Genomic DNA, 11,935 nt, shown 5'->3' with positions numbered 1-11,935 from the left:
GCACCGGCCCCGCTTCCCCAGGGGCCGGTGCGTACGCCCGAGAGAACGGAACCCCTGTCATGGAGCAGATCACCGACCAGAACGCCGTTGCGCTGACCACCCGCAACGCCGACCTGAGCAGCATGGTCGAGCTGCTGCGCACCCAGCAGGCAGCCAAGACCGACCACGTCGTCGCCGCGTCCGCCCTGGCTGCCCAGGGCGGGCAGATGCTCGTGCACGGCGCCGGCAGGAGCGAGCTGTCGATGGACGGGGTCACCACCGGTGACCTGACCCTCGCACCGACCCGTACCGCCGACAACGGCATCGCCGACAAGCTCGGCATCCCGGCCGCCTACCTGCGGCGGACCCGCGAGCAGAACATCGACCTCTACGACGACAACGTCAACGGCTGGCTCACCCACCGGCCCGATCGCCGGTTCCTGGTGCGCGGCCTGACCGACGGTGACAGCCGGCACGGGGTGATGCGGGCACTGCTGTCGGACCGCTACCGCCCCATCGAGAACCTCGACGTGCTGATGACCTGCCTGGACGGGATCCGGGAGGCCGACCACCCCGTCGACATCGTCTCGGCGGACCTGTCTGAGTCCCGCATGTACGTCAAGATCCGCTCCACCGCGGTCGCGGCGATGGCACCGGCCTTGCTGCGTGGCTACACCTCCCCGTTCTCCGGGGACCGTGGCTCCGACAACCCGACAGTGTTCGCCGGGTTCGTCCTGACCAACTCCGAGACCGGGCAGGGCAAGTTCCGCCTCATCCCCCAGCTCACCGTCCAGATCTGCAACAACGGCATGACCCTGACCCGCCACGCCATCGACGAGGTCCACGCCGGCGGGCGTCTCGAGCACGGCCAGATCGACTGGTCGGCCGACACCCAGGCAGCCAGCCTGGCCCTGGCGAAGAACATGACCCGCGACGCCGTGGGCAAGTTCCTCGACCCCAGCTGGGTCGCAGAGCGGATCGCCGAGATCGAGGCCGACGCCGGGGTCGAGGTCACCCGCCCCCAGCAGACCATCGAGCACGTCAGCCGGAAGCTGAGGTTCTCCACCGCCGCCCAGAACTCGATCCTGACCCACTTCATCCGGGGCGGGGCCCCGACCTCGGGCGGGGTTCTCCACGCGGTCACCGCCGCGGCCCAGACCATCGACGACGTCGACGAGGCCTACGAGGTCGAGGCCCGCGGTATCGAAGCAATGCGGCTCTCCGCCGCCTTCGCGACCACCGGGAGCTGAGCGGCCGACACCTTGGCCGCTGCGCTGGGCTGAGGCCCGGCGACAGGGCGGGGCGCACTCCGGCGCTCCGCCCCGGTGCCTGTGGGCCGACCTGCTGCTGCGGCTGATCACGGGTCAGGGTGAGGCTCGATGGCTGGATCGCCCGCAGGTCAGCACACCAGCGGTGGGGACGCGGCGATGAACCCGTCCGACCCGCCCGGGTGAGACCGCCAGAACATCTCGCTCCCTTGGCGGTGCTGGTCAGCCCGGTGCCGGCTGGGTGCACCGGTATGCGGCATCACGCCGAGCGCATCACGGACCCGCCGGCAGGACGGGCAGCGTGCAGGTTGCGCCTGTTCCAGCCGGGTCGTGGTCCCGGTCGCGGTCTCACACCGCCCGGGCCAGACCGAACCCCCGCCGCCCCTGCGGGCCCCACCGCCGCCGTGCTGAGGCAGAGCCGCGTTCCCGCCCCGAGCCTCACCCGACCCCGTGGAGGACCGCCATGACGAGCACCAGCACGAACACCCGCCGCGGCGGCAGCGTCGACGAGGTGTTGAGCCTCGAGCGGCTCCGGGAGTGCCCGACCCGGATCGGTGGGCTGCAGGTCCGCGTCATGCCGGATCCCCACTGGACCCGGCTGGTCGTCTCCGACGACGACGGCGCGGTCGAGATGCGCTGGCTCACTGACCGGTGGGCGTCGCGCGCAGGGACTGCGGGGCTCTCGGTCGCCCTGCACTCGGTCCACCCGGTGTGTCCCGACCGGTGGGCCGAGGAGCAGGGCATCGACTGCGATCTCACCGGCGACGAGGTCACCGTGGGGGTCTGCTACCCCGACTCGCTCGGCGAGGACGCCCTGGCCCGCAGTGTCCGGCCGGTCTTCGACGTCGACCACCTCGACCCGGTGATCGAGGTCCTGGCCCGCTACCACCGCAACCTGCTCCACCGCTGATCACCGGCGAGGCCGACAACGCTCGGGCCTCGCCTCGTCACGCCACCGCCGACTACCCGAGAGGGGTACTTCGCCATGCCCACATTCGCCATCACCGAGGACGAGTTCACCGCCGCACTGCACACCGTGGTCGCTGACCGCGGCCCGAACTGGACCTACCCCGACATCGACACCGACGCCGACGCCTACATCGACCCTGCCGACCAGCACCCGCTGCTCGCCGAAGCCGACGGCGAGCACGTCGTGCCCTCGTGCCGCTACGTCTCCGCCGACGGACACCGGCCGATGTGCCTGATCGGTGCCGCGCTGCACCGCGCCGGGATCCCCCTGCACGTACTCGCCGACCACGAGGGGCTCCTGGCCGACTCGATCCTCCACCTCCTGATCGAGCCGGCTCTGCCGGACCTGGTAACCGACGCCGCGCGCGCCGCGCAGAACGCCCAGGACGACGGCCGCACCCTCTACGACGCCGTGACCGCCTACCACTCGGTCCTGATCAGCGCACGGGTCCAGGGCCTCGCCGACCGCGCACGGGTCCTGAGCTGACCTCACCTGGCCGGGGGGCGGTCAGACCCCCACCCGGCCCAGGCCCTGACCACACCCACGCGTCCCGTCACAGCGCCACGCCCACAGACCCGACCGGAGGACTGACACATGACCGTGACCGAGCACCGCAACCAGGACCTCTGTATCGCGGATGTCCCGCCCGTTGGTCCCGATGACGTCCGGCTGGTTGCCCACCACGACGCCACCGACGTCGCGCGCGCCTGGTTCACCACACCCGACTCGCTGCTGGGCGTTGCCCGCGGTACTGAGCGCCGGCCAGGCGTCCGGATCTGAAAGATGCCTGCGCGCGGGGTCGGAGCCCGGGTGTGGAGACGCCCGGAGGTCAGCACAGCGGGGCGCGGTGCGCGGCGATGGACGCCCGCCGACACCGACCGGGTGGGACACCGCCTCGCTGGGCTCGGACCCGCTTCGCGGGTTCCCACCCGCTCGGGCCAGCAGCCAACCCCCGCCGCCCCCTACGGGGCCGCACCGCGCCGTGCTGAGGCGGAGCCGCGTCACCAACCAGCACCGACCACGCCGGGAGGCACCCCATGAACGAGATCACCCTGACCGGGAACATCGGCCAGATCCAGGAGCTCAAGCACGGCAAGGCCAACGGCACCTCGATCCTGAGCTTCTCCCTGGGCATCAACCACCGCGAGCGCGACCCGCACACCGGCGAGTGGGGCGACGCACCGACCGTGTGGCAGCAGATCGTCGCCTTCGGCCAGCTCGCCGAGAACTGCTACGACTCGCTGCAGACCGGGACCCGGGTGACCGTCGTCGGCCGCCTCACCGACGACTCCTACACCCCGCGCGGGGAGACCCGGCGGGTCGTCCGGACCACGCTGCGAGCCGAGATCGTCGCCGCCGATCTCAGCTACGCGACCGTCACGGTCCACAAGCACAAGCGCCCGGCGGCGGCGACCACCGCGCCCGAGGTCATCAACCCCTGACCTGGCGGCTAACGGGGGCGGCGCCGCCCCCGTCACGCGGGCCCCGCTCGCCCGGGTCCGGCCCGGTCACCCAAGAGCCGGAGACGGGGCCCGAGTGAGCTGTCGCCACCGTCAGCATCGACCGAGCCCGCTCAGCTCGACCAGTCTGAGAGATCGCGCGCCCGCACCGCTGGGAGCCGATGCCGCGCCGATACGGCGGCGTCGACACACCGGCGGCCCACGCACTACACATCGCCCGGATGTCGGCGATGAGCCGATGCGCCATCCGCGGCGGGTTCGCGCGCTCGCCTCTTATCGCTGCTGCCGGGCACGCGGTCGAAGCTGCCACCGCCAGCCGAGGTGGGGACGTGATGACTCTGCGCCCGGGGTCCGCCTTCCCCACCGATGCCGCGGCGGCCCCCGGGCGCGGGCGAGTCACGTCCCCACCGCGACCGGCGGTGGGAGCCCCGACCCGGCCGATAGAGGCCGGGGAAGACCGCGCTCGGCCGGGGACCGGTCGATGCGCCCACCACGAGCACATCTGGAAGGAGGTGATCTTGCATGTCGCAGCACAACGAGGCCGAGATGGTCGAGCTGGGTGACGCCGCGGCCCTGACCGAGGGCGGTGGTTCCGGCACGTCGGAAGACAAGCGCTACGTCTACGCCTGATCCAGGCGAGAGGCGCGAGGGCCCGGTGAACGCACTGTCGTTCACCGGGCCCTCGTCGTCACCGCACCCCATCCGGGGTGCCCCCGCAGAACCCGAGATGGAAGGCCAGATGATGAGCGTTCGATGGTTCGGAGGCCGCGGCCCTTCCGGTACCAGCGGTACCGGCCCCGGGGCCACCGAGGTCGGATACCCGGCCGGTGGCCGCGCGCTCGCCAATGACATCGCTACCGCGTGGCTGTTCGGGGCATGGCCCGCTTCGCAGGTCACGATCGTGCAGGGCTCCGACCGGACGGTGGCGATCCTGGGCCGCGCCCGCTGTGACGTCGACCTGGTGAACCGATGGGTGCGCGGTGGTGTGCCCGACTCCGCGGTCACCGCGTTGGCCGGCGCCTACACCGTCGTCGAGATCACCGCACACGCCACGGTGGTGCTCACCGATCCTGGCTGGGTCCAGCCGATCTACACCACGACCACCGCCGACGGTGCTGCGCTGTGGGGGTCGAGTTCACTGGCGTTGGCCGCCCTGACCGGGTCGGGCGTCGACGACACGTGGCTGCACGAGCACCTACACCCCGGACACGGCGGTGATCCCGTGGTCGACCACGGGGCCGGGAACCGGTCCGCGTTCGCCGGGATCGCCACGGTGTCACCCGGCGTACGGCTGACCATCTCCGCGGCGGGAATCACGATCTCCCCGCTCACCGCCACCGGCGCCGTGCCCGACCGGCCGGCTGACCAGCTTCGGGAGGCGTTGCAGGACGCGGTCGCCGGGGTCGCCGACGGTCCCGGCTCGACCGGCGCCGCGGTGGCGGCGGACTGCTCCGGTGGGATGGACTCGACGTCGCTGGCGATGCTGCTGGCTCAGCATCGCGGCGCTCGCGGCGAGGACGTGCCCGGCACCGTTCTGGCGGTCACGGTGCACCCGGCCGGGGTCACCGCGGGTGGCGATCTCGACTACGCCCGCGCCGCAGTCGACTACGCCCGCATCGGGCTGGCCGGGCGGACCCGGTCGCTGACACACCTGCTCTGCCCGCTCGACGACCGGCACCTGCCCTACGGGCAGATGGGCGACCTGGTCCCGGCGACCGATGAGCCGGCGCCCTCGACGATCGCGATCGCCCGATTCGACGCCGAACTCAGTCTGCTCGCCGCCCTCGGCGTCGGCGACCTGGTGACCGGCGACGGCGGCGACACCCTGCTCGGCCCACAGCCCGGATACCTGCCCGACCTCGCCGCCACAAGAACATCGCGCGCCCAGGCCCAGCTGCTGCGTCACGCACTGGGCTGGGCCCGGCTGCGGCGTACGGCGGTCTGGCCGCTGCTCACCCAGGCCCGCGCGGCCGCCACCCGCGGTGAGCCGGGGGAAGCGGCGCGGACCAGCGCGGCGATGCAGGTCGTGGCCCGCACCGCCCGCGCCGACGCGCAGATCACCGAACAGTTCCACGGCATCAGCCTGCACAACCCGTTCACCGACCCCTGCGTGGTCGACGCCGCGCTCGCGACGCCGGGACCGCGTCGCGCCGGGCCTGGCGACTACAAGCCGCTGCTACGGAGCGCTATGACCGGGTTGCTGCCAGACACGGTGACGACACGGCGGACCAAGGGCGACTTCACCCCCGACCAGTACCGAGGACTGCGCACCCACCTCGGGGCCCTCACCGCGCTCGTCGACGGCGAACTGGCTGCCCGCCGCCTGATCGACCCTGCCCGCTACCGGACACTGCTCGCCCGCGCTGCCGCCGGCGCCCCGGGCATCGGGTTCCACCAGCTCAACCCCGTGCTGGCCACCGAGGTGTGGCTACGCGCCCTCAGCCGGTGGCCCGCGGCCGCCCGATGGGCCTCAACTGCCGAGGATCCGCCACCGAGGGTCTCGACCTGTTCCCGATGGGAGGTCTGCTGATGACCACGCTGTTCGTTCGTCCGTCCGCGGTCCACGCTGCGGATCTCGGCCACACCGTCGTGCTGCTGCACGAGCGCACCGGCGCTGTGCGCGCCCTGCTCGGTGCCCAGCGGGAGGCGTTCCTCGCCCTCGACGCCACCGGCACCTGGATGCCCGGTACCGAGGGAGAGGCGCTGGCCGTCAGCCTGTCGGGCGTGGGGTTCCTGCGACCGGCCCGGTCGGGGACGGCGGTCGCACCGGTCGTGGTGCTTCCGGCGACCGGCCCCAGCTGGGGCACCCAGGAAGCGCCCGGCGCACTCCCGGAACGCGGCCCGCTGGCGCCGGCGTGGGCGCCGGTCGCGGCGTGCGCATTGGCGACGGTGCTGCTCGTGCGCGCGGCCGGGCGCCGAACGCACGCGTTCTCCCGGCTCGTGCGCCTGGTCCGTATCGCCGCCCTGGTGGCACGACGCCCGGTACGCGACGTCGACGCCGTGGCGGTCCTAGACTGTGTGCGCGTCATCGGAGGTGTGTCTCCGTTCCGGACAGCGTGCTTGGAGGAAACCGTCGCGGCGATGCTCGCCCTGGCCCTCACCGGCCGGCGAGCTGGGTGGTGCCACGGGATCGCCGCGGATCCGATCAGGCTGCACGCCTGGCTCAGTCTCGACGGCTGCCCCGTCGGCGAGCCCACTTCCACGCTGCGCTTCACACCGCTGATCCAGCTGCCCGAGCCTGCCACCGTGCCCTCGCGCACCTGTGGCCGGGCGGCGAGAGGAGACACCTAATGACGCTGACGACCTCCAACGACCACACCACCACCCCCGACACCGAGGGGGCCGTGCAGAACGACTCCACCGGCGCGGCCGCGCCGCTGTGGATGCGGGGCGAGCGCACCGGGCTGGGCCCGTTCACCCGTGAGCTGGCCGAGCTGTACTGGCAGTGGGAGAACGAGCCCGCCGTCATCGCCGGCATGGGCCGCCAGACCCCGGAGTCCCTCGAAGCCCGCCTGGCCGGCTACGACGCCCAGGCCCGCAGCATGGGCACCATCCCGCGGTTCACCATCTACGACCTCACCCGCGACGGTGGGCCGGTGCCGGTCGGGACCAGCGCGCTGCGCATCGATCACTACGTGCGCACCGCGGAGTTCATCATCCTGCTCGGCGAGGACGGCCGCGGCCGCAACCTGGCGCCCGAGGCGACCCGGCTGACCCTGGACTACGCCTTCACCATCTCGGCGCTGCGCTCGGTGTGGCTCAAGGTCCTCGAGCCAAACCTCGGCGCGATCGCCGCTTACGAGAAGGCCGGGTTCGCCCACGCCGGGCGACTGCGCCGTGCCGGGTACTGGCGCGGCGCCGAGGCCGACGAGCTGCTCATGGACGTCGTCGCCGACGCCCATCTCGCCACCGGCTGACCGGGGCCGCAGGAGCCCGCTACCGGGCCGGTGAGCCCCGTAGCGGGACCTGCCCGGCGAGGAGCCGACCGTCGTGCAGGGCGCTGTGGGCCTGCTCGGCACGGTCGTCGCGGTGCAGATCCAGCCGGGTGGCGACGAGTACGACCAACCAGCCGCGAGACAGCGCGGTGGCGTGCCACCGGGCGGGGACAGCGGCCCCGAGGTCGCCGTCGTAGAACTGCTCGCCCGGTGCACCGAGGCTGAGCCGGTCGTCGCCGGTGATCACACCGGTCCACCCCGGCACGACCGGCGACGCTCGCAGGACGTCGGGGCCCATGGCGGTCAGCATCGCGAACCCGCGCCCGAGCAGCGCCGAGGTGATCGCGTCGACCGGTTCGGCCGCCGGGTGCAGATCGCTGGTCTGGACCGTCACGGAGAACGTGACGGTCACGTAGGCGACCACGGAGTCTGGAGCGTCCTCGGTGGCGAGCAGCCCCGGGCTGGCCCAGGCCGTCATCGCGTCGATGGCGCTTCTCCCCTCCCCGATCGCGTCGAACATCGGCAGTGTCGCGCACCGAGCACAGGTCGCGGCCACGAACACCCCAGTGGGGTCGCTCCGCAGCCGGGATCTCCGGTGGGCTGCGGCTACTGCGAGGTATCGGGTGGAGTAAGCGCCCAACACACAGCACACCGTGCCCGGGCAGAAGGCGATGAACCGGTCACCGACACCGACCGGGTGGGACACCGCCTCGCTGCGCTCGGACCCACTCCGTGGGTTCCCACACCGCTCGGGCCAGCACCGAACCCCCGCCGCGCCCGGTCCCGCCGCGCTCGACCAGGCACATCACCACAGACCCGACACCACGAGGAGCCACTATGCGCGACACACGCCAGCCCGGATGGGACGACCACACCGCCAAGACCGACGCCCGCATGATCGAACTCGGTCTCGCCGAACCCGGCATCCTCGCGCCCCGGGTCCGGGATCTACTACGGCGACATCATGCCGCCGGAGTGGTACGAGGCCAACGCTGTGCGCGATCTCGGCCTGATGTCCGACGGCTCGTTCCGCGGCCTCGACGTCGCCCAGGCCGAACAGAATCTCCTGCACGCGCGCGACGACCTGGAGGTCGCCCGCCAGGCCCGCGACCACGAGCACAGCCTGGTCAACCTGAACGCGGTCTGCCACGCGAACATCGCGGTGCACCACGCCGAACAATGCCTGTCCGAAGCCGAGGCCACCGAGCAGCAGCGCGAAGCCGCCGGTGAGCCCGAACCACAGCCTGTTGCGGGGCGCGGCCCGACCGACGAAGAGCTGGCCGAGCGCTCCTTCTGGATCCAGCAGCACGCGGAGAAGGAACTGGATCTGTAATCCCAGCCGCGCGGCGCGGCCCCGGGTGTCGAACCGGGACCGCGCCGAGTACACGCCCAAGACCCACCGATACACCCGTGGAGCGGCTGCGCCGCACGGTGGACCTGGAGGGATCGGGCCGATCCTGCGGGCGCGTTCCTCACGCTTCAAGGGCGCTGACGCGTCGCTCGCGCGACAGCCCTGGCGGGCTGCCCTGGACCCGTGAGCCTCTACGCGCCCTCGGGGCGAGTCCCCGAGGGGCAGACGCACAGCCTGCCCTCGGTTGGCCGGCCCGGATCCCCGCCCGCCCAGGCACAGGGTCGGTAGAGCACAGGAGGAACACCCTCATGACCATCACGACCAGCACCAACAGCCCCCGATCCGACGCAGCGCGGTGCGATGCTGTGCACGACAGCGGAACCCGACCCGGGCGGGAGGAGGCGGCGCGCATGCCGCGACGTGCCCGCCCACGCCTCGACCGTGAGGTGCTGCGGCTGCGACAGGTCGCGCTCGACGCCGCGGCCGCTGGCCTGTTCGTGTTCCCGGTCAAAGCCGGATCGAAGATTCCCGCCTTCCACGGCGAGACCCGGTGCCGCCGGCGCGGGCCCTGCGCTGAGGGGCACCAGGGATGGGAGCAGCGCGCCACGCGCGATCCGGCCCAGATCCGGCGCTGGTGGTCGAACTCCACCCGGTGGAACGTCGGAATCGCCTGCGGGCCCTCCGGGCTGGTTGTGATCGACCTCGACACCCGCACCGAACCGCTCGCCGAGTGGGACGGGGCTACCACCGGCCGCGAGGTTCTCGACCAGCTCGTCGCCCAGCACAGCGAGGTCCTGCCCGACACGTACTCAACGGTGACCCCGACGGGTGGGGAGCACCTCTACTACCGGATGCCCGAGGGGCTGGAGTTGCGCAACACCCACGGCGGGCACGGGCACAGCCTCGGTCCACTGATCGACACCCGCGCGGGAGGTGGGTTCGTCGTCGGCGCGGGCAGCATCCGCCCCGAGGGGGCTTACCTGGGCGCCGAGCACGGCCAGATCGCAGAACTCCCGACGTGGCTGGCCACGCTGCTCACGCCGCCGCCGGTGCCGTGCCCGCAGGGACCGGCGACGAGGGGGCTGTCGGCCAGGCGGGCGAACGCCTACATCGCCGCGATCCAGGCCGACGAACTGGACAAGGTCGAACACGCCGCGGAAGGCCGGCGGCAGGTCACCCTGCTCACCGCCGCGCGGGTCCTCGGCCAGCTCGTCGGCGGCGGGGAGCTCGACGCCGAGAACGCCTACGCGGTCCTGCTCGACGCCGCCGCGGTGCACATCGGGGTCGCAGGGTTCACCCGCGCCGAGGCAGAACGGACAGTTAGACGGGGGATGACCTTCGGGATCCGCGCACCGCGCACCATCGCCCGCGGCCGCGCCACCGACCCCGCCACCGACAATCAGTAGCTCCGACGACCAGAACTGCCCGCGACGTCGACCCTCCCGTCCTGAGGCGTCCACAGGCCCGGGACGAGTTCCGCCGGCTGGCCGAGCACGCCGCAGTGCAGGAGGGCGCCACCCTGCTCCCGCCGCCCTGACCGGTCCGGCAGTACCTGGGTTGCTCACGCTGGTGTGGTCCTCGCGGTGCGGGGCGGGCACGACTGGATCGCCCGGAGGTCAGCACACCCCGGGTGGGTCCGCGGCGATGTGAAGCGCCCCGGCTTCAGTGGAGGCTGGGTTCTCCCGAGATTGGATCTTCTCGGGCGGTGTCGTGAGCGTAGTAGTTCTGTTCGTACTCGACCGGCGGGATGTTGCCGATCATGGAGTGCAGCCGGTTGGTGTTGAACCAGTGCACCCAGGAGGCGGTGACAAGCTCGAGGTCCTCGACGGTGCGCAGCGGCCCGTCGCGGCGCACGCACTCGGACTTGTAGAGCCCGATCAGCGACTCGGCCATCGCGTTGTCATACGAGTCACCGATCGAGCCGATCGAGGCCACCGCGCCGGCCTCGGCGAGCCGGTCGCCGTAGCGGATCGCGGTGTACTTCCGGCGTCGGAGTGGTGGATCAACCCCTCAAGTCGACCATCAGCGGTCTGACCTGCATGCTCACGGGTCCACAGCGCCATCTCCAGGGCGTCGAGCGGGAGCTCGGTGGGCATCCGCGCGGCGCAGCGCCACCCGACGATCCGCCGGGAGTACACGTCGGAGACGAACGCGGTGAACACCGTCCCCGACCATGTCGGCACGTAGGTCAGGTCCACGACCCAGAGCTGGTTGGGCCGCGCCGCGGTGAAGTCCCTGTCGACCAGGTCCGGGGCCCGCCCGGCGTGCTGGTCGGGCCGGGTGGTGATCGTGGGCTGACCGCGGCGCACGCCGCGCAGCCCGAGCTCGCGCATCAGTCGTTCCACGGTGCAGCGCGCGACCGGCTCGCCGCCTTGGCCGGTGACGCCGTCGCGGCGCAACTGGTGCCACATCTTGCGGGCCCCGTAGAGCCCGCGGCCCTTGTCCCGGTCGAAGAAGGTGGCCTCGATCGTCTCGGCCAGCGCCGCGTCGTGCAGCGCCCGCCGCGACGGACCCCGCTTCTTGTGCGCGTAGTAGCCGCTCGGGGCGACCGCGATGCCCTGCGCGCGCAGGGCAGCACAGATCGGCTCGACCCCGAAGCGGCGCTTGTGCTGATCGATGTAGGCCACGATCAGCGGATATGGCGGTCGAGCTCCGCCGCCGCGAAAAACGCCGACGCGGTCTTGAGGATCTCGTTCGCCCGCCGCAGCTCGGCGTTCTCCCGCCGCAGCCGCTTGAGCTCCTCGGACTCTGCAGTGGTCACACCCGCGGCCAGACCGTCGTCGATGTCGGCCTGTTTGCACCAGCCGCGCAACGTGTCGGGGAGGATCCCCAACTGCGGGCCGATCCGCTTGCACGCCGCGTTGACCGAGAGCCCCGGCTCTTGCCGGCGTGCTTCACGGACCATGCGCTGGGCGCGCTCGCGCATCTCGTCGCTGAACTTCCTCGGTGCCGGCACGATCTCCACCTTCCCG

The 11,935-nt window shown here is 72.2% G+C and carries 12 protein-coding genes, 1 pseudogene and 1 other annotated feature; of the genes and pseudogenes, 11 read left to right on the top strand and 2 right to left on the bottom strand.

Features of this window, described 5'->3' with window-relative positions:
* Positions 1-59: 59 nt before the first annotated feature.
* The 9 genes from AC0GKK_RS26825 (at position 60) to AC0GKK_RS26785 (ending at position 7,594) form a co-directional block, all read left to right on the top strand.
* Positions 60-1,229, top strand: a complete 1,170-nt coding sequence (locus tag AC0GKK_RS26825; protein WP_489884100.1) for a DUF932 domain-containing protein — start codon at positions 60-62, stop codon at positions 1,227-1,229.
* 481 nt (positions 1,230-1,710) lie between these two features.
* Complete coding sequence (locus tag AC0GKK_RS26820; protein WP_489884099.1) at positions 1,711-2,157, top strand: hypothetical protein; 447 nt, start codon at positions 1,711-1,713, stop codon at positions 2,155-2,157.
* A 75-nt stretch (positions 2,158-2,232) separates the two neighbouring features.
* On the top strand, positions 2,233-2,703 hold the full coding sequence (locus tag AC0GKK_RS26815) for a hypothetical protein (RefSeq protein WP_489884098.1): 471 nt from the start codon (positions 2,233-2,235) through the stop codon (positions 2,701-2,703).
* 108 nt (positions 2,704-2,811) lie between these two features.
* Positions 2,812-2,997 (top strand): hypothetical protein, encoded by a 186-nt coding sequence (locus AC0GKK_RS26810; protein ID WP_489884097.1) that lies wholly within the window; start codon positions 2,812-2,814, stop codon positions 2,995-2,997.
* Positions 2,998-3,254: 257 nt separating this feature from the next.
* Complete coding sequence (locus AC0GKK_RS26805) at positions 3,255-3,659, top strand: single-stranded DNA-binding protein (protein ID WP_489884096.1); 405 nt, start codon at positions 3,255-3,257, stop codon at positions 3,657-3,659.
* Between the two features lie 540 nt (positions 3,660-4,199).
* Positions 4,200-4,307: an albusnodin family lasso peptide gene (locus tag AC0GKK_RS26800; RefSeq protein ID WP_489884095.1), complete on the top strand. Its 108-nt coding sequence runs from the start codon at positions 4,200-4,202 to the stop codon at positions 4,305-4,307.
* 97 nt (positions 4,308-4,404) lie between these two features.
* Positions 4,405-6,207 carry an albusnodin/ikarugamycin family macrolactam cyclase gene (locus AC0GKK_RS26795; RefSeq protein ID WP_489884094.1) on the top strand — a complete coding sequence of 601 codons (1,803 nt, stop codon included), beginning with the start codon at positions 4,405-4,407 and terminating at the stop codon, positions 6,205-6,207.
* A complete protein-coding gene (locus AC0GKK_RS26790; protein WP_489884093.1) occupies positions 6,207-6,968 on the top strand; it encodes a lasso peptide biosynthesis B2 protein in 762 nt (253 codons plus the stop codon). Before AC0GKK_RS26795 ends, AC0GKK_RS26790 begins: the two co-directional genes overlap by 1 nt.
* On the top strand, positions 6,968-7,594 hold the full coding sequence (locus tag AC0GKK_RS26785) for a GNAT family N-acetyltransferase (RefSeq protein WP_489884092.1): 627 nt from the start codon (positions 6,968-6,970) through the stop codon (positions 7,592-7,594). Before AC0GKK_RS26790 ends, AC0GKK_RS26785 begins: the two co-directional genes overlap by 1 nt.
* Positions 7,595-7,613: 19 nt before the next feature.
* Here AC0GKK_RS26785 and AC0GKK_RS26780 read toward each other — a convergent pair whose 3' ends face one another.
* On the bottom strand, positions 7,614-8,132 hold the full coding sequence (locus AC0GKK_RS26780) for a hypothetical protein (protein WP_489884091.1): 519 nt from the start codon (positions 8,130-8,132) through the stop codon (positions 7,614-7,616).
* Positions 8,133-8,576: 444 nt separating this feature from the next.
* On the opposite strand from AC0GKK_RS26780, the gene AC0GKK_RS26775 reads away from it, so the two are divergent.
* Positions 8,577-8,945: a hypothetical protein gene (locus tag AC0GKK_RS26775; protein ID WP_489884090.1), complete on the top strand. Its 369-nt coding sequence runs from the start codon at positions 8,577-8,579 to the stop codon at positions 8,943-8,945.
* Between the two features lie 428 nt (positions 8,946-9,373).
* Entirely contained in the window at positions 9,374-10,369 is a 996-nt protein-coding gene (locus AC0GKK_RS26770; protein WP_489884089.1) for a bifunctional DNA primase/polymerase, read from the top strand.
* Between the two features lie 256 nt (positions 10,370-10,625).
* On the opposite strand, the pseudogene AC0GKK_RS26765 reads toward AC0GKK_RS26770, so the two are convergent.
* Positions 10,626-11,889: pseudogene (locus AC0GKK_RS26765) on the bottom strand (IS3 family transposase).
* Positions 11,504-11,635, bottom strand: a sequence feature (AL1L pseudoknot). (Overlaps the previous pseudogene by 132 nt.)
* Positions 11,890-11,935: the final 46 nt, after the last annotated feature.

The sequence above is a fragment of the Pseudonocardia sp. P-1 genome (assembly GCF_058111925.1).
This window is presented reverse-complemented; position numbering and strand designations above follow the sequence as displayed.